The sequence below is a fragment of the Gemmatimonadota bacterium genome (genome assembly GCA_016712265.1).
Taxonomy (GTDB): Bacteria; Gemmatimonadota; Gemmatimonadetes; order Gemmatimonadales; family Gemmatimonadaceae; genus RBC101.
Window position 1 is genome coordinate 594,994 of sequence record JADJRJ010000031.1, and the last position, 24,426, is coordinate 619,419.

The window sequence follows — 24,426 nt, forward strand, 5'->3', positions numbered from 1 at the left end:
GGCTGGGGCGAAGCGCGGGCGACCGGGCGTGGCCTATTGCCGGTCGCCGCGCAGGATCGTCGTGACGGTGCCCACCGCGTACACCCGCCCTTGCCCCGGCTCTCCCCAGGCCTGGATCAGCAAGGGCGTTCCGCTGGCCGGCAGGCGCTGCCAGGTCGCTCCGTCAAACCGCAGGATCAGCCCCTCCTCGCCGACGGCGTACACATCCACCGGACTGCTTCCCCAGACTCCACGGATCGCGAGGGTCGTCCCCGAGGCCATCGCGCGCCACTGCCGCCCATCGTACCGCAGGATCGTTCCCTTCTCCCCAACAGCAAAGAGGTCCGACGGTCCGGAACCCCAAACACCTCGCAGCAACTCACGCGTCGGGGTGGGCATGGGGCGCCAGGCGCTCCCGTCAAACCGCAGGACCAGGCCGGAGTCGCCGACGGCATAGACGTTGGATGGGTCGGTTCCCCAGACATGCCGCAGGAAGGCCTGCGTGCCGCTGGTCATCGGGGCCCAGGAGCCGTTGCGGTACTCAAGGATGGTCCCGCGGTCACCAACGATGAGACCACTGGTTGGGCTCCCAAGCCAAACTGACCGAAGCAGCACCTGTGTTCCCGCGGGCTCGCGTCGCCAGTCGGTGCCGTTGTAGCGCCAGATCGTCCCCGTGTCCCCGACGGCGACCACATTCGACGCGCCAGAGCCGTGCAGCCCATACAACGTCTGTGACGGGGGCAGGGGGAATTGCGCCCATCCCGCGCCCGTCGTGCGGCGATACAGGGCGCCGCCGCCCCCCGCCGCGTACACGGTGCCGTCCCCCGGACCCCACACCGTCACCAGGGTCGGCGACGAGATTTCTGTCACCCAGGCGGTGGGGGCTGTCGATCCGCGAACCACCGTCCCGTCCCACCCCGCGCCCACCACACCGCCCTGGTGATCGCCCCAGAGGCCCCGAAGGTTCTGTCCGGTCGCCGTGTTGGGCAGCTCGCGCCAGGCAACACCGTTGTAGTGTACCACGCCACCGGTGTTGCCCGCGGCGTAGATGTCGTTCGCGCTCCGCCCCCAGATCGCAAACAGGTTGCGCGGGGTGGTTGGCGGCAAGGCTGACCAGCGCGTGCCGTCAAATCGCCAGGTCGCGCCGTTGATCCCCACCGCCCACACATCCGCCGGCCCGCTGCCCCACACGCCAAACAGCGGCGTCTCGGCCGGCGTCGGCATCGGTTGCCAGGTTGTCCCGGTGTAGCGCACCACGACCCCGTTCTGCCCTACGGCGAAGAGGTTGGTGGCCGAGGTCCCCCAGATCCCCCACAGTTCCCACACCTCGCCCGTGGTCATCACCTGCCACGAGGTCCCGTCGTAGCGCAGGATGGTGCCTCGCACGCCAACCGCCCAAACCTCCGTGCGGGACAGGCCAAAGACATCGAGGAGCGTCTCACCGGTCGGGGAGTCCACGAGCTGCCACGAGGCCCCGTCCCAGTGGGCGAGTACCCCGCCGGTCCCCACCGCCCAGACATCGTTGGCGCCCGATCCCCACACTCCCACAAACGTCTCGGCGGTCCCCAGGGTCGTCACCCGCCACCCAGTGGGGGTTGAGGCCAGGATGGTGCCCAGTTGTCCCACCGCGAAGGCGGTCGGCGTCGTGGCGTCGGCCCACACAGCGAGCAGGGACACATCGGTCACGCCCTGACGCTCGGCGCCGAACGCGGCGGGTCGAGCCGCCGCCTGCACGGTGACGTCGACCGTGTCGCGGAGTGTGCCGAGTGCGGCGATGATCCGCGTGTTTCCGAGAGCGACCGCCTGGACCGCGCCCGTGGACGACACCGAAGCCGTCGCGGGGGCGAGTGCGCTCCAGCCGATCGCGGCGCCGGCTACCAGGCGGCCGGCACTATCACGCACCTCGGCGGACAGCGCCGTGGCGGCGCCTGGGGTAAGCCAGACCGTGGCCGGCGTCACGTGGAGTGACGTCGCACCGCCGGGGTTCCCGGCCGGTGGTGCCGCGCCATCGTCGCAGGCAAGCGCCAGGGAACAAGCAATCGCCCACGCCGACGAACGGCGTGCTCCTCCGCTGAACGTCACTCAGGTCTCGGGGCGCCGGTGATCACCAGGATGGCACCCTGCGAGTGACCATCGCCACCCCAACGGACCTGTGCCTGCGTGGCGCTAAAATGTCGTACCTCGATGACGACATTGATCTGGATCTCTCGCAGCATCGTCAAGCCGCCAAACGGGCGGTCATCCAGGTAAACGGCGACCTCGGACTCCTCCGATCGCGTGATGGACGTGCGCCCCCGCGTTTGCAGGAAGGCCGGACGCAGCATGCGAATCGCGGAAAGCAGGTCCGTCGCACCGGAACGCCGGAGTTCGTCGGCGCGGAGTACCTCGGTACTGCCGGTCGCCCGGGCGCCCCGGCTTCCGGCACTCGCGCAGGCGCTGGGCGCGACGATCAGGCAGAACGCGACAAGACAGGAGCGGAGGACCATGCGTACCCGCGGAAGGACCATCCGCATTATCAGGGGTCCGGCGAGTGGTGTAAAGGGCCGGTGCTCGTTAGGTCCGACGGTTCGTCACACCTTGTGATAGCCGATCCGGCCGGCCTCGCGACGATCCTCGGCGGTGTAGATCTCCAAGTCGCCAAAAAATGCCGGGGCCTCGCCCTGGAGGATGCGGATCACCGCCACCGCCAGCCGGCGAATCTCGAGTTCTGCCCCCTCGCCGGATCGCAATTCCAGCATGGTGCGCCAGGCGCGCGCGTTGGCGGTCACCACAATCTTCGTTTCGGTGGAGTTCGGCAGCACGCCGCGTGCGGCTTCGCGCGCCATCTTGCGCCGGTGCACCTTGTCCTCCACCCACGCGTAGCGCGCCATCAGCTCGTCCACGAGCGCGATGTAGGCGGCCTGGGCCGCGTCAATTTGCGCCCGCCACGTGCCCTCGAGGGCCGCGTCGCCGATGATGGCCGGGGGCACGACGAACGCGGCCTCCGATTCGTCCACATACCGCTGGCTCAGCTGCGAGTAGGCAAAGCCTGCGCGGTGCCGCACCAGTTCATGGGTCAACGAACGAGAGACTCCCTCGAACAGCAGCGAATAGTTGGCGTGTTCGAGCACGCTGCCGTGCCCCTGCTTGAGGATGTTGAGCAGGTACTCGTGCGTGGTCCGGTTCGCCGGGTTCCGCTGGCTCATGTAGCACAGGCGACCCGCGAACTCGGCCAAGCGCTCGCCGTCGCTCGACGTCCCATTCCATTGCACCGGGAGGTGGGCCGGTTCCGTGAAGGCCGGGCGCGCGAGGACGGTGATGCGGGGCTCGTAGTGGAGCATCGGGTGCGGCGGAGGGCGGAGGCCGGGCAAGCTAGCCAGTCGCGTCGAGCAACTCTAGGCGCGACTCCTCCCAGCGCCGCTCCAGCTCGACCCGATCGAGAAGTGCGCGGACGCGCGGGGCGAGCGCGGGGAGCTGCGGGTCGTACTTGATGGTGGCCCATGCGTCCACGGCCGCAACGACCTTCACTCCGGGGTTGAGGACTCCCGCTGGGTCGAACAGGGTCTTGAGGCCCCGGAACAGCGCCAGGGCGTCGTCGGACCAGAAGTCGGCCAGGACGGGGGTTCGCAACCGGCCATCGCCGTGCTCGCCAGCCATCGTGCCCCCGAGCCGAAGCGTCAGCTCGGCTACGGAACGAAACAGGGCCTGCACCGCCTCGCGCCAGCCTGCCGTGCGCACGTCGACGAGCGCATTCACGTGAAGGTGTGCGTCCCCGGCGTGGCCAAAGATGACGCCATCCAGGTGCGCGGCTGCCAATGCCGCGCGCACCCCGCGCTGGTAGTCGCCAAGGCGCTCCGGTGGGACGCAGCCGTCCTCCACCACCTGCATCGACCTGACGTGCGGGTCGAGGCGCGCGAGGATCGGGCTCGCCGCATGCCGCAGCGCCCAGAGGGCCTCCTCGGATTCCGGGTCGACTCCAAGCTGGACGCTGGACGCTCCGGTCCGCCGCCAGGCGTCCTGCAGGGCCTCGCCCCTCGCCGTTACGTCACCCGCGGATGCACCCTCGAGCTCGACGAGAAGGACGCTCTCGGTGGCGGCGTCCACCGGCAGCGTGCGTCCGCGTGCGGCGACGCGCAGGAAGGTGGCGTCGAGCAGCTCACACGCGACAGCGCCGGCTTCCCGAGCGAGGGCGGCGGCATGCACGGCACCCTCAATGGTGGGCCACGCACCGAGCAGCGTTGCCGTGGCCCCGGGGAGCGGGGCGAGGTCCAACTCAAGCGAGGTGAAGAAGGCGAGCGTGCCTTCGCTGCCAACGAGGAGGTCGACGAGGTCTCCCGAGCGGGCAAAGTCGTGGAGGCCGTAGCCGGACGATTGCTTGCGAACCGCCGGCGCGGGGAGCCGGGCAGCCGCGGCGCGGAGGGCCTGTGCCTCACTCCACCATCGCTGGAGTGGCGCCGGGTCAGATGGGCGTGCTACCTGGCCGCGCGCGACGCGAGCCGACGTTCCGTCGGCGAACACACACTCGACGGCATGGACCCAGGACCGCGTCGCACCAAACGCCAGTGTGCGAGCCCCCGCGGCATTGCATGCGACCATGCCACCCAGCGTGCAGAACGCGCCGCTGGACGGATCAACGGGAAACCGGAGACCATGGGCGCGTGCGGCGGCGTCCAGCTGCGCTCTTGTGATGGCCGTTCCAGCGTGCGCGCGCTGCCAGGACGGCTCGATCGACGGGGCGGTGCGGAGCCGATGGAGGTCTACGATGACCCCCGGACCCACCGCCGCCCCGGCCATGCTGCTCCCGCTCCCGCGAGGGATGAGGGGCTGCCCTTCACGCGAGGCCCATGCGCACAGCCGTTGCAGGTCCTCGACGTCCACGGGAACGGCCACGGCCAGGGGAACGACGCGCAGGATGCCTGCAGATTCGCTGTAGGCTTCGCGGGCGAGCTGGTCGGTGCGGAACGTGCCGCGGAACCCCGTCGGATGGTTCACGCCTGCAAATCTATGGACAGCGGCGGTACCACCCCACACCTTGGGTGTCATGACGTGGCGTCGCGTGACGTTTCTCGCCGGTGTCGTCTTCATGGGGATGCGCGCGACCGCTGGCGCGCAGGTGGCCGCGCCGCGGCGGGTCGCGTCGTCTCCGGATACGGCGTTCGCGGCGGCGGTCATTCGCCTGTCCGAACCGGGAGGGTACTTCGACTCGGACAACCTGATCTCGAACGAGACGTCGTACCTTCACGTGGCGACGCGTCTCGATGCGGATCGTCTCCGCGGGGGGGCCTACGTCGGGGTCGGGCCCGATCAGAACTTCTCCTACATCGCGATCATCCGACCCACCGTCGCGTTTGTGCTGGACATTCGGCGCGACAACATGCTGCAGCACCTCATGTACAAGGCGCTGTTCGCCGCGTCGACCAATCGTCTCGAATTTCTCTGTCGATGGCTCGGGCGGGTGCCACCCCCTGACCTGGCCGCGTGGACGGGGCGGCCGGTCGACCAGTTGTTGGCGTGGATCGACCGCGCCGCGGTGGACCCCGAATGGCAGGCCCGGGTCGCGCGGGAAACGCTGGCGCAGGTGGTGGCCCTCGGCATTCCCCTGGAGGTCCGTGATCGGGACGTCCTCACCCGCTTTCACGCCGAGTTCATGCGTCGCGGACTCGAGCTGCGTTTTTCGTCGTTTGGGCGAGGTGATGACCCCACGCGTCCCACCCTGCGCACCCTCCTCTTGGCGACGGACCTTGAACGCGCCCCTCGTTCCTTCCTTGCCCGGGAGGCGGATTGGGCCTTCGTTCGCGACCTGCACGCCGCCGGCCGGATCCTCCCGGTGGTCGGTGATCTCGCAGGCACCCGGGCCCTCCCGGCCGTGGCGGACGAGGTCCGTCGCCGTGGGCTGGTCCTCTCAGCGATCTACACGTCAAATGCTGAGCAGTACATCTGGCGTGACGGCGGCTTCCCGGCCTTTGCGGCCACCATGGCGCGCTTCCCGGTTGATGCGCGTTCGGTGGTGATTCGCTCCGTCTTTGAGCGTGGTGGCGGCATTCCCTTTGCCGTCCCGGGCCATCGCAGCGTCCAACTCTTGCAGCGCGTGCGGGACTTCAACCGACACCAGCAAAGCGGCGCATTCCGAACCTACCGTGATGTCGTGACCCTCGACGCCCGCTAGGGGCCGCGGCTCAGGGCTTCTTCGGGGCCGCAAGCATCGCGGTGTCGATGCGGAAGGAGAAGAGCTGCTGCACGAGCTGTCGCACCTTGGTCTCGTTCATCTTCGCGGCACGAAAACGCATCATCGGCAGGGTGCGCCGCACGGACTCCGCAAAGTCCTTGTGCGTGGCATCCAGGACCTGGAACGACAAGGTGTCGGCTCGGCCGGTAGTGTCCACGACGTACTGCACGGCGACGGATCCTTCGAGCTTCTTCGCCAGCATGCTGGGCGGATACGGGGGGGCCGCACCGTCATCTACCCGAGTGGCCGCGCTGTCGACCTCCAGCACGGTCATCACTTCCTCGCCCTTGACCTCCTGCTCCGGTTCGGGCGGGGTCGGCTGACCCGCCAGCGGGTCCTCCTGGGATCCCGCCGGGACCTGTAACTGCAGCTGCTCGGTCCTCGGTGCGTCCGTCCGCTCGGTACCCGCGCCCCCGGGTGCCGGGGCCGTCGCGACGAAAGTGATCCGCTCACCCAGCACTTCCGGATTCCCCTGGGGACGGTCGACCGGAAGCAGGAATCTCGCCCACTCAAACGACTCCGGCAGCTCTTGCAGTGGGTCTGGCGCCGGCCGGGGAATGAGGAAGATCCCCAAGGCCACCACATGCACCACCACGCTCACCAAATACCCCTCGGCGACCTGGACGAGGGAGTGCGGAGCATGTTGGGAAAGGTGTTTGAACAGCATTGGGCCGGGGAGCGGCGCGGTCGACCGCCCATCGATAATGCCGCCGACCCTCCCTCAGGACAAGCGGGAGGCGGACGACGCGTTCCCCGGTGGGACGGATGTCCGGTTCGAGGCTCCCAGACGTCCGTTACGAACCGATGATCACCGCGGCGGGTCGCTTGTGTGACGCGGAGACACTGCGGGGCACCTTGAGCATCCGGAGCCCCAGCCAGAACATCACCACGACGAACAGGAGGTGCTTGGCCACCGCCTTCCAGGCAGCTCCCTCGAACTGGCTCTTGGATTCCGCCTGAACGGCACTGCGCAGCTGGACAATGTCCAGCAGGAAGAACACCAGGAGCAGTGTGAAGGCCAGGGACAGGCCGATCAACAGGAACGCCGTCAGGCGCTGCATCAGGTCGTGGCCCGAGGACGCGGCCACCAGGATGGCGAGCACGATCCCGAGAACCGGGGTCAGGAGGAACCCTGACAAGAGCCCAACACTGGCGAAGCGCCACTCAATGTTGTCCAGCCGAAGGGGAAGCACCCCCGAAACGAAGTCGAGCGCCGGGGTGGCGATCAGGAGAAAGGCGATCAGGTAGAGCGGACCGGCCAGGGTCTCGATGATCTCGCTGCGTCGCTGGCTCATGGGGGAGGGCAGGGGAACGAATGCTGTCTGACAGCAAAACGACGCTGGGCGACTCCGGTCACGCCCCCAATGCGAGAAGGGCCGTGCGTTTCCGCACGGCCCCTCGGCAGGTCACGTCGAAGGGGTGACGTGAGCTACACCAGCGATCCCCGACGGACGGCGAACCCGACGATGAGCAGCACCCCGGTTCCCATCAGGATCCAGGTCTCCGGCTCCGGCGTGATGCCCGTGGTCAGGAACTCCTGGGTTCCGCGTCCGCTGACGACGCCGGCTGCGTTCACATCGGTCACAATGGTCCACTTCGAGAAGTCGAAGTTGTTCGCCCCGCCAGTGTTGTACCAGGTGGAGGCCTGCGCCAGCCAGTAGGCTTCCTGCGTGTTGTTCGTGGCGCTCGTCCCACCGTTCGGTTGGCCCGGGTTCAACAGGTTCCACATCGCGGTCTGGATGCCGCCCCACTGCGTGGTGGTGACCCCGGAGGTGTTGAACAGCGACGCCAGGTAGGCGGCCTGCTGGTACTGTGCCAGCTTGGCGTTGCCATGGCGCGTCAGGCTCAAGTCACCCGAACCGAGATTCGTGAAATTCGCCGACCAGGTGTGCCCCCACGAGATGCTGTTCAGCACGTCGACGCAGTAGAGATCGATCTTCGGGCGCGTCGGGTCGGAAGTGACCGTGCCCCAGAATGGGCCGACGTAGTAGCCGTAGGCGGTGATCGCCGGGTTGGGCTTGGTAGGCTGGAACGCCAGGCTCCCGTTACGGGGCTGGGCTTCCGCGGTGACGGCGGCGAAAGCGAGCGAGGCAGCGAGAAGTCGGCGGAACGTCATGAGTGGGTTCGGTTGTGAAGCACCGTGGAGACTGCGTGTGTTGTGCAACACCGGCCCGGCTCGGCTCTGGACGGGCACCCGGAGGAAACGAGACCGGGGCCGATGTGCGAAAGCTCACAGAAGCAGGTCACGTGCCATCACAGTTCTCGACTCTGCTTCAATGGGTGCAGAGTGACCGAATGATCGACAAGCGCTTGCTCCACAACGCTTTAGCCACGACACCGCTGCCGCGTTGCTATTGGGTGGTCGGTAGCACTGTCCGAACCGGGTGGACGAAAATCCCTACCGCTGTAGCGCTCGCTGTGGCGTCGCTCCCACCTGACTCATCCGTGGAAGTCATTGTGTCGTAACGCTTTAGGTGCCAAGGCAAAACAATCCATGCGACAAGGGGTCGATCCACTGTATGGATCGACCCCGGAGAGTGACGCGGCAGGAAGGGCCTAATCGCTAGGCAGCGACGCCGTACCCGCCGATTCTCAACGCTTCGCTGATTCCCTCGTTCGCAGACTGGGCCATTCTCACCGCGGCGGTGAACATCCGCTTGGCCACCATCGCCTCAACGAGGCCCTGGTCCATCCGACTCTCCTCGGCCTCCGCAGGTCCGGCTTTGGACGTCGCGCCCTGCTCGGGTCGCAGTGACGCGCGCGCGATCTTCTCGGCGGCTTTGTCCATGGCCGCGCCCTGCCGCTGGATGCCGGCGAGGTGCGAGTTCAGTGGGTTGATCGTCATGGCGTTCTCCGGGTGGCCTCGATTGCGATCTGTATCACAAACCGCTGAAGCGGATGTAGCCTCGACCATCAGTCTCGGCGCCCGGCGCGCGGACTTTAGCGTTCGGTCACACTGCCCGGTTGGCGATCGCCTCCTGTTCACGGGTTGCCGGCGCTCCGCCTTCTATGAACTCAGCGATCCGGTCCCGAGCTCGCTCGGCGTCCTCCTCGCCCAGCGCGACCAATCGCTCCAGATAGTCCTTCTGGAACATGACCAGCGACAAGATGTCCGGGCTCTGCGTCTTTCGCGTGCCGAGTCCCCGGGTCAGGAATCGGAAGACCGATGGCAGCCGCGGCTCATATTCCCGCGACAGTCGGCCCAGATCCGTCGATGGACGCAGGACCAGCATGTCAACGATGCGCAATCCATTGCGGTCGGCGGGAGGGACGCGCGCGATGACTTCGTTTAGCCGCTGGAGTCGTGCGACGTCCTGGTCGATCAAGTCCAGGAAGATCGCGTTGTACAGGACGCCCAGCACCTGAGCAGGCGGTGGGTAACCCACCAGTTGCGGCCGGTCGGCTTCTGAGCGCGACCGATCGTAGCGCGTCGCGATGGTGATGATGCGCGAGGCGCCGAGGTGCAGCGCGGGTGAAATCGGGGCCGCGAGTCGGATGCCACCGTCACCATACCACTCGCGGCCCACCTGGGTCGCCGGAAAGAGCAGGGGCAGAGCGGCCGACGCCATCACATGGTCGATGGTGAGCTGCGCACGTTCACTTCGCCGCTGGGGACGTTCCCATAGTTGGATGTCGCGTCCCTGGACCCAGGTCACGGACTGCGAAGTGGTGTAGCTGGTGGCGCTGAGGGCCACCGCGGCGAGCCGTCCACTGGCGAGGTTGGCATCGATCCCGGGGATCGATCCATCCGGGGAGCGTGTCAGGATCTCCTCGAGAAACGATCGGAGGGGCGTGGTGTCCACCATCCCCTTTAAGCGCTCCGGGTGTCCGCGACCGCCGCCAATGAGCCGCAGTCCGCTCCGAATCACGGTGGATGCCAGGGTGGCCGTATCCACGCGAAAGACGCGCTCCGGCGTGAGGGACAACCACCGGTGCACCAGGTCCTCCATTGCCTCCAGAAAGGTGCCTGGGTGCGACGCCAGGTGCACCGTGTTCAGGGCGCCGGCGGAGACGCCAACCAGGACGGGGACGCGGAGATGCGGGTACTGCTTCGCAATGCCACGCAGCACTCCCACCTGGTAGGCTCCGCGCGCTCCGCCTCCGCCGAGCACCATGGCGAGGTCGTTCGTGACAGGCGTGGGGCGATGGCTCATGCGGATCAAGATATCATTGGTGACTCCGGGCTCGGCAGTTGGGTGCCGAGGTGATCGACGGCGTCCCGCAGCGTGCGAAAGTCCGGAAGGACGAACAGAGTCGGTTGCACCGCATCGACCACGAAGGACTGTTGCAGCACCTGCTCGACGACAAACGGCTGGAGCGCGCAGCCGCCTCCCAGGGCGTGCCGTTCTTCGGCGATCGAGGACACCAGGCCGGATCCATAGATCCGGGGGAGGTCCGCCGTTCCGACGAGCCCAAACTCCACCGTGAACCAGAACAGTCGCTGGACCGCGAGCATGGCCGCGTCGGAGGCAGCGCGGGTGCCGAGTAGCCCAAACTGCTGCAGCATGTCAGCGAACGTGGGGTTGGCATGCAGCGGCACGTGGCCGAAGACATCGTGAAAGATGTCCGGTGACGGGATGTAGGCGAGCTGGTCCCGGGGCCGCACGTGGGTCGTCGAGGGAAACCTGCGATCGGCAAGAAAGGAAAAGAACTCCCTGGGGTTGAGGTATCCGGACACGGGCACCACCTGCCATCCGGTGCGTGGGGCCAGCCGGGCGTTCAGTTCCGAGAGGACCGGGACGCGATCGTGGGAGAGGGCGATGACATCGATCCCGGTCAGCACCTCGGCGGCGGCGGTCTCATGCAGCGTCTCGAAGCGTTGTTGTACGAGGGTCGCCCACGTGGCGTGGTCTTCGGCGGTGTAGCGGCTGGAATGCTGCGCGTGAGAGGCGGTCATGGCTGGGGAGTAAAAGAAAAACGGCCCGTGGAAAATCCACGGGCCGTCGGGTGAACGCGTTCGCCAGCTACTTAACGCACGCCACCTCCCGCGTCCCGTGAGGGCGCGTAATACGAGGCGACGCAGTAAGCGGTGGCGGCAAACATCAGCATGGTCGACTAATAGCCTGCGTGTCGTGGTTCGTCAACCGCGGCAGAGCGCCCCCATGTGCGAGCAACCACGGCGCGTGGGATTTGCTTGGGGCGGCGGGATCCAGGCGCGGCGGAGCGCACTACACCGTCCTCGTCTTCCATGTCCCCCGGCGGAACAACACCACCGAGACTACCGCGAGCGTGGCATAGGCAATGGCGATGGCGAGGTAGACCCCGTGGGCCCCAAGTCCGGTGCGGAGCGCGAGGAACCACCCGAGTGGCACTTCCCAGCACCAGAAGCATCCGAGGTTGATCCACGTGGGGGTCCAGGTATCGCCGGCGCCATTAAAGGACTGGGTGATCACCATGCCATACGCGTAGAACAGGAACCCGGCGGATATCACGCGCAGGGCATCGATCGCACTTGCTGCGACGGCGGCTTCACCTGTAAACCCGGCGACGATCCACGGCGCACCAATGATGAACAGCAGCCCCAGTCCGCCCAGGAACACGGCATTGTACTTCCCGGCAATCCAGACCGCCGCCTCCGCGCGGTCCGGCTTGTGCGCGCCCAGGGCCTGCCCGACCATGGTCGCGGCCGCATTGGCCATCCCCCACGACGGGAGCAGCGCGAAGATCACCAGGCGGATGGCGATCCCGTATCCGGCAATCACGTCAGAACCGAAGCTCGACACGATGCGGATCAGGAGGACCCAGCTCGCCGTCCCGATGAAGATCTGGAACGTCCCCGATCCTGACAGGCTGACGAGCTTCCACATGACGGCGGGATCAAACCGGAGGTGCCGGCTGGCGAGATGCAGCCGCGAGCCGGGGCGGAGGAGCCGGCTGAGCGCGTACAACGCGCCGATGGAGCGACCGATGGTGGTGCCGACGGCGGCTCCCGTGACACCGAGCTCGGGAAACGGGCCCACGCCGAAGATGAGGCAGGGGCCGAGGGTCATGTTGATCGCATTGGCCAACCAGAGGGAGCGCATGGCGATGGCCGCGTCTCCCGCACCGCGGAAGATCGCGTTGACCAGGAAGAGCATCAGGACGGAGATGTTTCCGCCGAGCATCACGCGTGTGAACATCGTCCCGGTGCGCACGACCGACTCCTCGGCGCCCATGAGTCGGAGCAGGTCCGGGGCGAACACGGCACCGGCGATGCCTAACGCGGCAGCGGTGAGGACGCCAAGCCAGATGGCCTGCATGGCGGCACGCGCTGCCCCGTCCTGGTCACGTTCGCCAATGCGACGCGCGACCATCGCCGTGGCACCGATGCCGAGCCCCATGGCAAGGGTGTAGACCATGGTGAGCAGCGACTCGGTGAGGACCACGGTGGCAACCGCCTCAGCGCCAAGCCGGGAGACGAAGAAGACGTCGACCACGGCGAAGACGCTTTCCATCGCCATCTCGAGGACCATCGGGATGGCGAGCAGGATGACCGAGCGCCCGATGGCACCCTCGGTGTAGTCGTGGCCGTGAGCACCATGAATGGCCTCGCGGACCGATTGCCACATGGAGGGGGGATGCGACGACGTGTGCGCCGCGTCCGGCGGAACGGATGACATGGGAATCCTGGATTGTAGGGGGCGATCCCTCTGGTGGGACCGGGAACGAACCGAGCGAGCCTTAGGAGGCGTCGAAGACGACCGTCAACGCGCAGCTCATCAGCCGCGGTCGGTCGAAGGGGGCTCGGAGGTAGGAATCGTTCCGCATCGGCGTTCTCTCCGGCACAGACCCCCTCCGTCGGGCATCGGTCACTGGGAAAGTCCCGCGCGGTTTCCACGCGCGTCCAAACCAGACGGAGTGGGTGCGCGCGGCCTCGTCAGGTCGTGACGATCGCCGTCGCTTCGATCTCGACCTTCGCTTGGGGCTCCACCAGCCCGCTGACGATCACCACCGCCATCGCCGGATAGTTCCGTCCAAACACTTCACGGTAGGCGAGACCGATCGCCGGGCGCGCGGCCACGTACTCATCGCGATTCGTCACGTACCAGGTGAGCCGCACCAGGTGCTCCGGGCCGGCCCCTTCGGCCGAGAGGATATCGCGGATGTTGCGGAAGGCCTGGGCGACCTGCGACGCAAAGTTGTCGGTCTCGATCACCAGGGTTTCGGGATTCCAGCCGATGACGCCGGCCGTCACGATGACGCGGCCGGTGCCGGCCATCCCATCGCTATATCCATGGGGGCGTGGCCAGTGCGGGACAACGACGGGATGTGGGTTCACGGACGGCGCGTGGTCAGGCGGAGGGGTCACGCAGGCGATATCGCTGGAGCTTTCCGGTGTTGGTGCGGGGCAGGGCGTCGACGAACTCCACGGCCCGCGGGTACTTGTAGGGCGCGAGTTGTTGCTTCACCCAATCCTGAAGGACCTTGGTGGTGGCGGGGTCCGCGACGCGGCCTGGGCGCAGCACGACATACGCCTTCACCACCTGGCCCCGCTCGGGGTCCGGTGCGCCGACCACCCCGCACTCCTGCACCGCAGGATGCTCGAGCAACACCCCTTCCACTTCCGGGCCGGAGATGTTGTAACCGGCCGAGATGATCATGTCATCGGTGCGCGCCTGGTACCAGAAGTAGCCGTCGGCATCGAGCTTGTAGGAATCGCCTGTCAGGTTCCAGCCGTCCTGCACATACGCCTGCTGGCGCTCGAGGTTGGCGAGGTAGCGGCACCCGGTGGGGCCGCGCACCGCGAGTCGGCCCACCTCGCCGACGGGGACGTCACGCATCTGGTCATCCACGACGCGAGCCTGAAACCCGGGTACGACCTTGCCGGTCGCGCCGGGTCGCACATCGCCCTCGCGTGCACTGATGAAGATGTGCAGGAGTTCCGTAGCCCCGATGCCGTCGATGATGGTGATGCCCGTCGCCGCCTTCCACGCATCGAACGTGGCGCGGGGAAGCGCCTCGCCGGCCGAGACGCACTTCCTCAGCGACGACACATCGTGCTCGGCGAGGAGCGGCAACATCGCGCGATAGGCGGTCGGGGCCGTGAAGACCACCGTGGCCCGATGGTGCTGGATCGCCGCGATGAGGAACGGCGGTGTGGCCTGTTCGAGCAGGATGGCGCTGGCCCCGATGCGCATCGGGAAGAGCACGAGGCCACCCAGCCCAAAGGTGAAGGCAAACGGCGGGGAGCCGATGAACACGTCGTCGGGTGACGCACACAGGACGTGTCGGGCGAAGGTGTCACAGATGGCGAGCACGTCGCGATGGAAATGCATCGTGCCCTTCCCCTCGCCCGTGGTCCCCGAGGTGAAGGCGATGAGGGCGACATCGTCCGCCGCGGTGCGCACGTTCTCGAAGGTGGGCGCCTTGGCGGCCATCTGCTGTTCGAGGGCAGGGGAGCCATCCGGTGCTGGTCCGCCCCAGGTCACCACGCGTGCCCCCTCACGTGGGGTACCGTCCGCACGCACCTGCATCGCCGCCGCACAATCGTCCACCAGCTTCACGTCGGTGATCGCCAGGCGGATGCGCGCCTTGTCTGCGGTGAACGTGAGCTCGCGCGCGCGCAGCAGTGGCATCGTGCAGACGACGATCCCGCCCGCCTTGAGCACGGCGTGCCACAGCGCAACCATCATCGGGGAGTTGCCCCCGCGCAGCAGGACGCGGTGCCCCGGGACCAGCCCGTAATCCTCCACGAGGACGCGGGCGATGCGGTTGGCCCGGTCCAGCAGCGCGGCGAAGGTCAGCACCTCGGTGGGGCTGCGGAACGCGATCCGCTCGCCCCAGCCGCGCGCGACGGCGCCGTCGAGCAGCTCCACGGCCGCATTGAGGTGGTCGGGATAGGCGGGCTCCCCCACGCCGGTGTAGCTCATCGCCGGCCAGAGGTCGCGGGGCGGCAGGTGGTCGCGGGCGAAGGGGTCGACGTGGGCCGTCGGCACGCCCCCGGGCAGTCCGTCAGGAGTGGTCATGCGGGCGAATGCGGGCTGGGCAGGAGCTGTCCGGCAATAACCAGCTGCTGCACTTCACTTGTGCCTTCATAAATGCGCAGGGCGCGGATCTCGCGGTACAGGCGTTCCACCGGATGCCCGCTTTGCACCCCGCGCGCGCCATGCAACTGCACCGCGGCGTCGATGGTGCGCTGGGCGGCCTCGGTGGCCTGCCACTTGGCCATCGCGGCTTCACGGGTCACCCGGGCGCCCGTGGTGTCCTTCGTCCACGCGGCCCGGTACACGAGGAGGGCGCTGGTGTCGATATCGGTGGCCATCTGCGCGAGGCGCGCCTGGGTGAGCTGGAAGTCGCTGAGTGGCTGGCCGAAGAGCCGACGCTCGCGGACGAACCCGAGAGACTCGTCAAGGGCACGGCGGGCCATGCCGAGCGCGGCGGCCCCCACGGTGGAGCGAAAGATGTCGAGGGTGCCTAACGCCACGCGCATCCCCTTCCCCGGTGCGCCCACCACCGCATCGGCCGGCACACGGCAGTTGGCGAATCGCAGGTGGGCCAGCGGGTGTGGCGCGATTGTGTCGATGCGCGAGGCAACCTCCAACCCGGCCGCTTGCGCGTCCACCACCAGCGCGACAAAGCTCCGCTCGCCGCCCTCCGGCCACCGCGCGAACACCACGTAGAAGTCCGCGATCCCCCCGTTGGAGATCCAGGTCTTCTCGCCGTCGAGCTGCCACGAGCCATCCGGCAGCCGCTGCGCCGTGGTAGTCATCGCCATCACGTCGGAGCCAGCGTTGGGCTCGGACAGGGCAAAGGCCGCAATCGCGTCGCCGCTCGCGACGCGTCGGAGGTATCGGTCCTTCAGTCCGGGTGACCCGAACAGCGAGATCGGGCCCGATCCGAGCCCCTGCATCGCGAAGGCGAAGTCGGCGAGGGGGTCGTGACGGGCCAGGATCTCGCGCGCCAGGCACAGGGTGCGCACGTCGAGGGTGCCGTCGAACGCGACCGCAGGTTGCAGCCACCCGTCATGGCCCATGCCGCGCACGAGCTCCCGACAGGTCGCGTCCACGTCATGATGTGCCAGGGCGCCGAGCCTCGCGTCGGCCCAGGTGTCCAAGGTGCTCGCGAAGGCCCGGTGCCGCGACTCGAAGAAAGGCCAGCTGAGGAACGTCGTGTCCGCCACTAGATGGCTTGGTGGAGAGGTTGCACCCGCAGGGCACCGGCATTCGGGCCCGGCGTACGGAGGCCGTTGGCGAGATCCACCCGGGCGGACACCACTCAGTCTCCCCGGAACGACGGACGGGCGCGCGCCACAAACGCTTCGTAGGCGCGCTCAAAGTCGTTGGTCAACATGCACACCGCCTGCGCCTTCGCCTCGTGCGAGATCGCATCGTCGACCGACATCGCCCACTCCTCGTGCAGGCAGGCCTTGGTCACCCCATGGGCGAAGGTTGGGCCGCTTGCCAGCTCACGGGCGAGCGCCAGTGCTTCGGCCGCCAGCGCGTCAGGGGCAACGAGGCGATTGTAGAATCCCCAGCGCTCGGCCTCGTCCGCTGTCATGAACCGCCCTGTGTAGAGCAATTCCGACGCGCGCCCTTGGCCGATCAGGCGTGGCAACAGGGCGCACGCCCCCATGTCGGCCCCGCTCAGCCCAACCCGTGTGAACAGGAAGGCCACCTTGCTGCGGCTGGTCCCGAGCCGCAGGTCGCTGGCCATCGCCAGGATCGCGCCAGCACCTGCGCAGATACCATCCACGGCGGCAATGATCGGCTGCGGACAGGCGCGCATCGCCTTCACCAGTCCGCCCGTCATCTCGGTGAAGCGCAGGATCTCGTCCGTGCGCCCCGCCCGCTTCGCCTCCACCAGCGGTCCGATGATCTCGTGGACGTCGCCCCCACTGCAGAAGTTCTCGCCCGCGCCGGTGAGCACCACCACTTTGACGTCACGCGCGTGCGAGAGGGCCCGGAAAGTGTCCGTCAGCTCGGCGTACGACTCGAACGTCAGCGGGTTCTTTCGCTCCGGCCGATTGAGCGTGACCGTCGCCACCGCATCACTGACGGACCAGACGAAGTGACGCGGCGCGAACGCCGCGCCCGAGAGCACAGGAGAGGTGGGCATCGGCGCGAAAGATGCCCCGTGCGTAGCCCCGGTCGCTAGCCGCCGCCCTTCGCGCGCTCGAACAAGCGCTCCATCTGGTCCTTGCCGGACAGGTACTGCCATGGCCAGTGCTGCTCGCGGTAGCCCTGTTGCGCCGCGGCCTGCAGCGTCCAGGCTGGGTTGGCGAGGTGTGGTCGGGCGAGGGCGCACAGGTCGGCGCGCCCAGCGGCGAGGATCGAATTCACCTGGTCCGGGTCCGTAATGGCACCAACGGCGATGGTCTTCACGCCCAGCTCGTTGCGGATCCGATCCGAAAACGGGGTCTGGTACATGCGGCCATACACCGGCTTCGCGTCCGGCGTTGTCTGCCCGGTCGAGATGTGCATGATGTCGGCGCCGGCGTCACTGAATGCCCGGGCGATCTCGACGGCCTCGGCCGCATCGACTCCGCCGGCGGCCCAGTCCGTCGCCGAGATGCGTACGGACAGCGGACGTTCCTGGGGCCACACCTCGCGAACGGCGTGGAAGACCTCGAGGGGGAAGCGCAGCCGATTCGCCAGCGAGCCGCCGTACTCGTCGGTCCGGTGGTTCCCGAGCGGGGTGATGAAGCTGGACAGCAGATAGCCGTGCGCACAGTGCAACTCCAGCATGTCAAAATCGGCCTCGATGGCGAGGCGGGCGGAGCGCGCGAACTCGTGCACCACCTGGTCCATGTCGGCGCGCGTCATCGCCCGCGGGACCTGCATGTACGGGCGATGCGGCTGCGCGGAGGGGGCCAGCAGGGGCCAGTTCCCTTCTTCCAGCGGAACGTCGGTGCCCTCCAGGCCGAGCCGGGTGCTTCCCTTGCGTCCGGCGTGGCCCAGCTGGAGGCAGATCTTCGCCCGGGACCACTGGTGGGTGAAGGTCGTGATCCGGCGCCAGGCGTCCACCTGTTCCGGGGTGTACATCCCCGTGCAGCCCGGGGTGATCCGCCCTTCGGGTGAGACGCAGGTCATTTCGGTCATGACCAGCCCGGCGCCGCCTAACGCGCGGGCGCCATAGTGCACGAGGTGGAAGTCGTTGGGGAGGCCGTCGGTCGCCGAGTACATGTCCATCGGCGAGACCACGATCCGGTTCTCGAGCGTGAGCTGCCGCAGGCGGAACGGGGTGAACATCGGGGCCGGCGCCTGCTCGACCGCGCGGTGTTCGCCGGATGTCTTGCGGGGACGCGCGGGCGCATCCGGTCGCGGGCGTGGCGCCTCGCGCTCGGCGCGCGACGCGAACCAGCGCTCCACACCGGCCAGATAGGCCCCGTCACGCAGTCGCAGGTTCTCGTGGCTCACGCGTTGCGAGCGGGTGAGCAGCGAGTACGCGAACTGTTCGGGCTCGAGGCTCACGTAGCGCTTGACGTGCTCGAACCACTCCATGGAGTTGCGGGCCGCGTTCTGGATGCGCAGCACCTCCACACGCCGTTCCTCCTGGTAGCGGTCGATCGCCTGCGTCAGTTCCGCCGACGTCCCGTGCACAGCGGCGGGAACGCGGGCGACTTCGCGCGCCAGGGCGATCGCATCCTCCATCGCGAGCTTGGTCCCCGAGCCAATCGAGAAATGCGCCGTATGCGCCGCGTCGCCGAGCAACACCACGTTGCCGTGGCGCCACTGCTCGCAGTTCACGCGGAGGAAGGTGCCCCACGGGTCGCGCACGCGATGTACGGTGCTGTTGTGCTGCAGCCGGTGCCCCTGGAGCCACGGTGCGAACCAGGCCTCGCAGGTCGCCATCGTCTGGGCCGCATCCATCTGGTCGAAGCCGGCGGCGAACCACGAGGCCTCATCGCATTCAACGATGAAGGTCGAGAGCCCTTCGGTGAACCGGTACGCGTGGACCTGGAAGGTCCCGAAAGCGTTTTCGAGGATGATGAAGGTGAAGGCGTCGAAGGGCAGGGTGGTGCCCAGCCAGATGTACCGATTGGTGCGCTGGTCCACCGTGGCGCCGAAAGCGGCCGCATGACGGCGGCGCACAACCGAGTTCACGCCGTCGGCGGCGACGATCAGATCTGGAGGATTCGGCCGCGCCCGGAGCGCGTCCTCGTCGGCCATGTCGGACTGGTAGTGCCAGGTGACGCCGAGTGCGGCCGCGCGACCCTGCAGGATCCCGAGCAAGTCGCGTCGGGCGATCCCGCTGAACCCATGACCGCTGGAGGTGATCGTCCGCCCACGGATATGGATGTCGATGTCATCCCAGTGCGCGAAGGCGTCGGTGATGGCCTGGTACGTCGCCGCGTCTGCCTGCCGGAAGTTCTCGAGGGTCTGGTCGGAAAAGACGACCCCCCAGCCGAAGGTGTCGTCGGGGGCGTTGCGTTCGAAGCCCTCGATCTCGATGTCCGGGCGCGCCTGCTTGAGGAGCAGGGAGAAGTACAGGCCGGCTGGACCACCGCCGAGAACAGCAACCCTCACGAGGACCCCTGGGTACGAGAGGCTGGAATCGTACCGTTCGCGTCCCGCGCTGTCACCCCCGCGCGGGACGATGCGCGTCAGGTGAGTCCCCACGTCTGGAGATCCTCCGACAGCGCCTCCCCCGGGCGCGTCGGGCGCCGGTAGTACCACCACTCGCGCTCGGCGTCGAGTCCCTCTTCGTCCGCGATGTCGTCGCCCCACAGGCATGGGGACGGCATGGTCTGCGCGCGGAACCGCGCATCGGCACTCGTCAGGCGCTCCTCTACCTCCCTTGGTCCTTCGGGGCCGGCGACGGCGATTGCCGCAGCCAGCAGGTCGCGGAGGTCCATGTCGTTCAGGTAATCGTCCAGCGTCAGGGGATACCCTGATTCGATGGTCGCGACGATCTCGGACCACATGGACACGAGCCCCGGAAGCCCTGCGGCGACGATCGGTGCCGGGCATCCCCGGGCCTCGAGCAGGCGTTGGACGGCGTCACTCATGGGTCGGGCCGTCGCCGGGCCTGTCGGCGAAAGTACTGCTCTCCATCGTTGGGTCGGAAGAAGGTACGAATGGTGCCGTCGCGGTTGAAGGCGAGGAACGCGCCTGAGGTCCGATCGAACCGCGTGATGACGCCGTCGCCGCGCCGCGCCTCGAGGATCGGGCCGCCAGTCATGGTGTCGCGCAGGGCCTGCGCGAGTTGGAGGTAGACCGCCGACGAGACAGCGCCGAATTCCGCGCCGTGCTTCTCCACGTGATCCTGGAGTTGCTGCCGCGACCGAAAACCCACCGTGGGTCCAAAGGTCGTGGGCTTGGTCGGACGCGGCGCGGCGACGATTGGTGTCGCGACCACCGGGACCGGGGGGGACGGCTCCGGCGCGGGACGTGCTGCGGGCTCACAGCTCCAGGCGGTGAGCGCGAGCAGCCACCGTGTGGCGCGGCCGAGGCCACTCATGACGCGAGGGATCATCGCTTGCGTCGTCCGGTCCAGATCACGATGGAGCCACAGCCATCCCGTGGATCATCAAACTCAATGGGCACCTGGGCATCGCGCGGATACACCTCGACCGCCTTGATGTCGTTGGGGTTCACGACGAACTCCAGGTCGGCAGTGCCGGTGTACTCCATCATGTCGATGGCCTCGCTGTTGCCGGTGACGGTGGGGGCGGCGGCAAGGGGCGACCGCCCGCCGCGACCCTGCCCGTTGAAGAACCGGACGCCGTCCACGAAGATCGCCGGGATGCAGAAGAAGCCTCCCGCGCGGCCCCGCATCACGACCTTTCGGCCAAAGGCCCCGCTCGAGAGGATGTCGACACCAGGCATCTGGACGAACAGGTCCGACACCTGCTTGGGGTCGCGCCGATTGAGCTCGTCTTCATCAATGAACTCGCCCAGCCCCCGCTTGCGGCGCTGGTCGTACCCGGTGCGCCAGGCCTCGGCGGAGCGCTGTCCGACGATGCGCACGGTGTCCATCGCAGCGACGAATGGAGCGAGGGCGACATCATGGCGTGTGGGCGTGGGCGGGAGGACATCGATCACCGCGCGGTATGGCACGAAACCGATCCCCCGCACCACGAGGGTCTGGCTCCCCTCGGGGACCGAATCGAGGGCGAAGGCACCGTCGCTGGTGGCCGCGGTGACCAAGTTCGTGCCCCACAGCTCAATGCGCGCACCGGCCAGCGGGGCGCCCGTGATTGTGGAGACGGTCCCGCGTACGGCGCCCGTCCCGCGCGCCGTGCGGACCATCGACACCGTGTCGTGGCGCATCGTGGGGGGGAGCCCCTGCCCGCGATCGACGATGGCCGAGCTCACCTCCGTCGTCACCGTGGCGGTCACCCGGCCGACGACCAGGTCGCGTCGCAGGAGCCCTGTCGGCGGGATGTCCAACTCGAGATAGCCGGTCGAGTCGCTGCCTTGCCAGGCGCGGACAGCGATGGGACTCCGGATGGGCAGGCCACACATGGCAAACCACCCGTCGGCGGCCACCAGCGCACGCTGGCTCGGTGTCGCCCGCTGCAAGCCCTGGCGGGTGAAGCGCAACTCGGTCCACGTCGCGAGCAACCCACCCTCGGCGGTCGCCCCGTTCACGTGGCGGACCCGCCCGAGAAAGAGGCCGGTGGAATCCGTGGTCACGTCGGCCCGACAGAGCCGCGCCACCAGGGTGCGGGCGGCCGGGATCGCCAGCGTCACCTCGCGATCCTGCCCGGCGCCCAGGTCCACGGCGAGGCTCGGGGCCTCCAGGCCTAACGAGTCCAGCGCGACGTGCACAAATCCCACCACGTATCGCCCCGGGGCGAGCTCTCCCAGCTGCCACGCGCCGAGGCTGTCCGTCGTGGCCGACCACCCCTGGGCGGGGTTGCTCGCGCTGGCCAGCTGCACCACCGCACCGGGGAGCGGCCGCCGACCCACCGAGTCGATGACGACCCCGCGCAAGCGCGCGCGGCCCTCCTGCGCGCCGACCGCGCCGGCCCACACCAACGATGCCAGGAGGACGAGCTGCCTCACGGCGAGATTCCCTCGCGGGGCTTGGCCAGCCAGCCCCGGACGCCCGTCCAGATCACGATGCTGCCGCAATCCTCCCCCTGGAACTCCGGCGGGGCCTGCATGCGGCGTGGGTACACTTCGACCGCACGCACCAGATCGGTCGGGATCACGTCGTCGAGGTTCATGTCGAGCACGGGAACCCGCGCGCCGTCGATCACGAGGACCGGCAGGCAGGCGTCGAGTCCATTGGTGGAGCGCATGCGGACGCTGCGCGCCATGAGGTCCGCGTTCCGTACCTCCACGCCTGGCATCGACCGCAGCAGGTCGGTGAAGGTCAGCGGGCGGCGTACCTCGATCGCCGCGGCATCGAGGAAGATGCCGTGACCACGCTGTCGTCGTCGCTCGAAGTCAGCCAGTGCACCCTGCGAGCGCGGACGACGGGCCAGGACCCGGACCGTATCGATCTCCATCGGAAACTCGGGGAGTTCGACGTCCACGCTCATCGCGCCCGGCGCCACGTCGACCACGCGACGGGTCGGAACAAACCCGACCATGCGTGCCTCCAGGAGCTGCGTGCCTGGCATGGCGGGGAGCGCGTAGGCGCCGCGCTCGTCCGCCCGCACCTCGAGCTCGGTCCCCCACCAGCGAAGGCGCGCGCCGCTCACCGGCTGGCCATTCGCATCGCGGACCACACCACGGACGACCTCCGTCATCGTTCCCGTGCCGCGCGCGAAGGCAATGTCCCGGCGGAGGACGCCATCGTCCGGAACGTCGACCTCGAGGGTCGCGCTGGAGTCCTCTTCCGTCGACGCCCGCAGGACCACCAGCCCGCCCCGGGGAACGCCGCAGAGCGCGAACCACCCTCGGGGCGAGGCCTGCGTCGATGCCCCCTGGACCTCCGCGCGGGCGCCGCCCGGGCTGATCGAGATCATCCGCCATTGGGCGCTCACCCTCGCGTCGGCCCAGGTGTTGGCGCTGGTCGGGTCGCGGGTGTAGCCAAGCACGACGCCGAGCGAGTCGGTGGCCGCTTTCGGGCCGCACCAGGTGGCGACCACGGTCTCGCTCGACGGGACGGCCAGCTCAACGGTTGCGATCCGGCCGCCGCGGAGTTCCACCCGCTTCACCGGGGGATCGAGGCCGAGCGAATCGAGTCGCGGGTGGAAGAAGCCAACGAGGTAACGACCCGCCGGCAGGCTATCGACGGCAAACGCGCCGGCGTCGTCGGTATGGGTCGTGCGGCGGGCCACGGCGTGCATCGTCCCGTCCACGGGCACCAGCTGAACATTCGCTCCAGCCAGGGGCACCCGCCCCACGCTGTCGTAGACGAACCCGCGCACCGACTGGGCGTCGCCCGGTCGCCCGGCGACGGCGCTCGCGAGGACGAGGCCGACCAGCCCCGTGCCCCAACGACCGACGCGCAGGCGCCAGCTCATCCCCGGATCTCCCGGGGACGGGGAGGCGAGGACGTGTAGTCGTAGAAACCCAGTCCGCTCTTTCGGCCCAGCCACCCACTCGCGACCATCCGGTGGATGAGCGGCGGGGTCGCATACCGGGCCTCGTGGAAGGCGTCGAACATCACGCGGCCCACGTGTGCCATGGTGTCCAGGCCCACGGCATCGCACAACGCGAGGGGGCCCATCGGGACACCCGTGCCTAACGTCATTCCCGTGTCGATGTCGGCCACGCTCGCGATCCCATGCGCGTAGGCACGCACGGCGTCGTTGAGGTACGGCACCAGCAGCAGGTTCACGATGAATCCCGGGGTGTCCTTCGCGAGGATCGACACCTTGCCGATCCGCCGGACGAAGGAGAGCGCCGCGTCCACCGTGGCCTCGGAGGTGGTGATGGCGCGCACGACCTCCACGAGCGGCATCGCCGGGACCGGCGAGAAGAAGTGGAGGCCGACAAAGCGGTCTGCGCGCGTCGTCACGGCGGCCTGGTCAGCCACCGGAAGCGCCGACGTGTTGGTGGCAAAGATCGCTGACGGGGTCGCCAGGGCATCCACGGCACGCCACATCGCCTGTTTCGCGTCGAGCTGCTCTACGATCGCCTCGATCACCAGGTCGCATCCCGCGACGTCGCCCAGCTCGGCGCTCGCCCGGACCCGGGCCAGTGTCGCAGCACCGTCAGCAGCGGACAGCTTGCCGCGCTCAACCCCCTTCTGCACCGATCGTTCGATCGCGGCCTGCGCCTTCGCGGCCCGCGCAGCGTCGACTTCGATAACGCAGGTCTCCATCCCGGCCTGGGCGCAGACCTGGGCGATTCCCGATCCCATCAGTCCACCCCCCACTACGGCAACGCGTTGAATTTCGCTCATGCCTTCAAGATGGGCCG

The 24,426-nt window shown here is 68.2% G+C and carries 22 protein-coding genes; 1 reads left to right on the forward strand and 21 read right to left on the reverse strand.

From position 1 onward, the window contains the following. Positions 1–33: 33 nt before the first annotated feature. Genes IPK85_23505 through IPK85_23520 form a run of 4 tightly spaced genes read right to left on the reverse strand, consistent with a single transcriptional unit; the run spans position 34 to position 4,950 of the window. Complete coding sequence (locus IPK85_23505) at positions 34–2,061, reverse strand: Ig-like domain-containing protein (GenBank protein ID MBK8250334.1); 2,028 nt, start codon at positions 2,059–2,061, stop codon at positions 34–36. Next, positions 2,058–2,492, reverse strand: coding sequence for a hypothetical protein (locus IPK85_23510; protein ID MBK8250335.1), 435 nt, complete (start codon positions 2,490–2,492; stop codon positions 2,058–2,060). Before IPK85_23510 ends, IPK85_23505 begins: the two co-directional genes overlap by 4 nt. Positions 2,493–2,549: 57 nt before the next feature. Next, positions 2,550–3,299, reverse strand: coding sequence for an FAD-dependent thymidylate synthase (gene thyX / locus IPK85_23515; GenBank protein ID MBK8250336.1), 750 nt, complete (start codon positions 3,297–3,299; stop codon positions 2,550–2,552). A 31-nt stretch (positions 3,300–3,330) separates the two neighbouring features. Further along, positions 3,331–4,950 (reverse strand): FAD-binding oxidoreductase, encoded by a 1,620-nt coding sequence (locus tag IPK85_23520; GenBank protein ID MBK8250337.1) that lies wholly within the window; start codon positions 4,948–4,950, stop codon positions 3,331–3,333. Between the two features lie 49 nt (positions 4,951–4,999). Between IPK85_23520 and IPK85_23525 the strand changes: the two genes are divergently transcribed. Continuing rightward, on the forward strand, positions 5,000–6,124 hold the full coding sequence (locus IPK85_23525; GenBank protein ID MBK8250338.1) for a hypothetical protein: 1,125 nt from the start codon (positions 5,000–5,002) through the stop codon (positions 6,122–6,124). 10 nt (positions 6,125–6,134) lie between these two features. Here IPK85_23525 and IPK85_23530 read toward each other — a convergent pair whose 3' ends face one another. The 17 genes from IPK85_23530 to IPK85_23610 all read right to left on the reverse strand — a co-directional run bounded on the left by IPK85_23530 (position 6,135) and on the right by IPK85_23610 (position 24,409). Then, positions 6,135–6,851 (reverse strand): energy transducer TonB, encoded by a 717-nt coding sequence (locus IPK85_23530; protein MBK8250339.1) that lies wholly within the window; start codon positions 6,849–6,851, stop codon positions 6,135–6,137. Positions 6,852–6,978: 127 nt separating this feature from the next. Continuing rightward, positions 6,979–7,479 (reverse strand): hypothetical protein, encoded by a 501-nt coding sequence (locus IPK85_23535; GenBank protein MBK8250340.1) that lies wholly within the window; start codon positions 7,477–7,479, stop codon positions 6,979–6,981. A gap of 134 nt (positions 7,480–7,613) precedes the next feature. Further along, entirely contained in the window at positions 7,614–8,300 is a 687-nt protein-coding gene (locus IPK85_23540) for a PEP-CTERM sorting domain-containing protein (GenBank protein ID MBK8250341.1), read from the reverse strand. A 447-nt stretch (positions 8,301–8,747) separates the two neighbouring features. After that, the gene (locus IPK85_23545; protein ID MBK8250342.1) at positions 8,748–9,029 is read right to left on the reverse strand and encodes a hypothetical protein; all 282 of its coding nucleotides are present in this window, start codon (positions 9,027–9,029) and stop codon (positions 8,748–8,750) included. Positions 9,030–9,135: 106 nt separating this feature from the next. After that, positions 9,136–10,338 (reverse strand): patatin-like phospholipase family protein, encoded by a 1,203-nt coding sequence (locus tag IPK85_23550; protein ID MBK8250343.1) that lies wholly within the window; start codon positions 10,336–10,338, stop codon positions 9,136–9,138. A 5-nt stretch (positions 10,339–10,343) separates the two neighbouring features. Continuing rightward, positions 10,344–11,081 (reverse strand): phenylalanine 4-monooxygenase, encoded by a 738-nt coding sequence (locus IPK85_23555; protein ID MBK8250344.1) that lies wholly within the window; start codon positions 11,079–11,081, stop codon positions 10,344–10,346. 271 nt (positions 11,082–11,352) lie between these two features. Beyond that, positions 11,353–12,783, reverse strand: coding sequence for an MATE family efflux transporter (locus IPK85_23560; GenBank protein MBK8250345.1), 1,431 nt, complete (start codon positions 12,781–12,783; stop codon positions 11,353–11,355). Between the two features lie 257 nt (positions 12,784–13,040). Continuing rightward, a complete protein-coding gene (locus tag IPK85_23565; protein ID MBK8250346.1) occupies positions 13,041–13,382 on the reverse strand; it encodes a RidA family protein in 342 nt (113 codons plus the stop codon). A 73-nt stretch (positions 13,383–13,455) separates the two neighbouring features. Further along, the gene (locus IPK85_23570; GenBank protein MBK8250347.1) at positions 13,456–15,129 is read right to left on the reverse strand and encodes an AMP-binding protein; all 1,674 of its coding nucleotides are present in this window, start codon (positions 15,127–15,129) and stop codon (positions 13,456–13,458) included. Continuing rightward, positions 15,126–16,283 (reverse strand): acyl-CoA dehydrogenase family protein, encoded by a 1,158-nt coding sequence (locus IPK85_23575; GenBank protein ID MBK8250348.1) that lies wholly within the window; start codon positions 16,281–16,283, stop codon positions 15,126–15,128. Before IPK85_23575 ends, IPK85_23570 begins: the two co-directional genes overlap by 4 nt. Before the next feature lie 95 nt (positions 16,284–16,378). Beyond that, the gene (locus IPK85_23580; GenBank protein MBK8250349.1) at positions 16,379–17,218 is read right to left on the reverse strand and encodes an enoyl-CoA hydratase family protein; all 840 of its coding nucleotides are present in this window, start codon (positions 17,216–17,218) and stop codon (positions 16,379–16,381) included. Between the two features lie 35 nt (positions 17,219–17,253). Beyond that, positions 17,254–19,629 (reverse strand): bifunctional salicylyl-CoA 5-hydroxylase/oxidoreductase, encoded by a 2,376-nt coding sequence (locus tag IPK85_23585; GenBank protein MBK8250350.1) that lies wholly within the window; start codon positions 19,627–19,629, stop codon positions 17,254–17,256. Positions 19,630–19,706: 77 nt separating this feature from the next. Further along, positions 19,707–20,111 (reverse strand): hypothetical protein, encoded by a 405-nt coding sequence (locus IPK85_23590; protein MBK8250351.1) that lies wholly within the window; start codon positions 20,109–20,111, stop codon positions 19,707–19,709. After that, positions 20,108–20,578, reverse strand: a complete 471-nt coding sequence (locus IPK85_23595; GenBank protein MBK8250352.1) for a hypothetical protein — start codon at positions 20,576–20,578, stop codon at positions 20,108–20,110. Before IPK85_23595 ends, IPK85_23590 begins: the two co-directional genes overlap by 4 nt. Beyond that, entirely contained in the window at positions 20,575–22,113 is a 1,539-nt protein-coding gene (locus IPK85_23600; protein ID MBK8250353.1) for a carboxypeptidase regulatory-like domain-containing protein, read from the reverse strand. The genes IPK85_23595 and IPK85_23600 overlap by 4 nt, the downstream gene beginning before the upstream one ends. Continuing rightward, positions 22,110–23,525: a carboxypeptidase regulatory-like domain-containing protein gene (locus tag IPK85_23605; GenBank protein MBK8250354.1), complete on the reverse strand. Its 1,416-nt coding sequence runs from the start codon at positions 23,523–23,525 to the stop codon at positions 22,110–22,112. Before IPK85_23605 ends, IPK85_23600 begins: the two co-directional genes overlap by 4 nt. Continuing rightward, positions 23,522–24,409: a 3-hydroxyacyl-CoA dehydrogenase family protein gene (locus IPK85_23610; protein ID MBK8250355.1), complete on the reverse strand. Its 888-nt coding sequence runs from the start codon at positions 24,407–24,409 to the stop codon at positions 23,522–23,524. The genes IPK85_23605 and IPK85_23610 overlap by 4 nt, the downstream gene beginning before the upstream one ends. Positions 24,410–24,426: the final 17 nt, after the last annotated feature.

What these genes read in the sequence shown, in the direction of transcription:
- IPK85_23510 (MBK8250335.1), bottom strand. Translation starts at nt 2,492, where the DNA reads ATGCGGATGGTCCTTCCGCGGGTACGCATGGTCCTCCGCTCCTGTCTT.
- thyX (MBK8250336.1), bottom strand. Translation starts at nt 3,299, where the DNA reads ATGCTCCACTACGAGCCCCGCATCACCGTCCTCGCGCGCCCGGCCTTC.
- IPK85_23525 (MBK8250338.1), top strand. Translation starts at nt 5,000, where the DNA reads ATGACGTGGCGTCGCGTGACGTTTCTCGCCGGTGTCGTCTTCATGGGG.
- IPK85_23530 (MBK8250339.1), bottom strand. Translation starts at nt 6,851, where the DNA reads ATGCTGTTCAAACACCTTTCCCAACATGCTCCGCACTCCCTCGTCCAG.
- IPK85_23535 (MBK8250340.1), bottom strand. Translation starts at nt 7,479, where the DNA reads ATGAGCCAGCGACGCAGCGAGATCATCGAGACCCTGGCCGGTCCGCTC.
- IPK85_23540 (MBK8250341.1), bottom strand. Translation starts at nt 8,300, where the DNA reads ATGACGTTCCGCCGACTTCTCGCTGCCTCGCTCGCTTTCGCCGCCGTC.
- IPK85_23545 (MBK8250342.1), bottom strand. Translation starts at nt 9,029, where the DNA reads ATGACGATCAACCCACTGAACTCGCACCTCGCCGGCATCCAGCGGCAG.
- IPK85_23550 (MBK8250343.1), bottom strand. Translation starts at nt 10,338, where the DNA reads ATGAGCCATCGCCCCACGCCTGTCACGAACGACCTCGCCATGGTGCTC.
- IPK85_23555 (MBK8250344.1), bottom strand. Translation starts at nt 11,081, where the DNA reads ATGACCGCCTCTCACGCGCAGCATTCCAGCCGCTACACCGCCGAAGAC.
- IPK85_23560 (MBK8250345.1), bottom strand. Translation starts at nt 12,783, where the DNA reads ATGTCATCCGTTCCGCCGGACGCGGCGCACACGTCGTCGCATCCCCCC.
- IPK85_23565 (MBK8250346.1), bottom strand. Translation starts at nt 13,382, where the DNA reads ATGGCCGGCACCGGCCGCGTCATCGTGACGGCCGGCGTCATCGGCTGG.
- IPK85_23570 (MBK8250347.1), bottom strand. Translation starts at nt 15,129, where the DNA reads ATGACCACTCCTGACGGACTGCCCGGGGGCGTGCCGACGGCCCACGTC.
- IPK85_23580 (MBK8250349.1), bottom strand. Translation starts at nt 17,218, where the DNA reads ATGCCCACCTCTCCTGTGCTCTCGGGCGCGGCGTTCGCGCCGCGTCAC.
- IPK85_23590 (MBK8250351.1), bottom strand. Translation starts at nt 20,111, where the DNA reads ATGAGTGACGCCGTCCAACGCCTGCTCGAGGCCCGGGGATGCCCGGCA.
- IPK85_23595 (MBK8250352.1), bottom strand. Translation starts at nt 20,578, where the DNA reads ATGATCCCTCGCGTCATGAGTGGCCTCGGCCGCGCCACACGGTGGCTG.
- IPK85_23605 (MBK8250354.1), bottom strand. Translation starts at nt 23,525, where the DNA reads ATGAGCTGGCGCCTGCGCGTCGGTCGTTGGGGCACGGGGCTGGTCGGC.
- IPK85_23610 (MBK8250355.1), bottom strand. Translation starts at nt 24,409, where the DNA reads ATGAGCGAAATTCAACGCGTTGCCGTAGTGGGGGGTGGACTGATGGGA.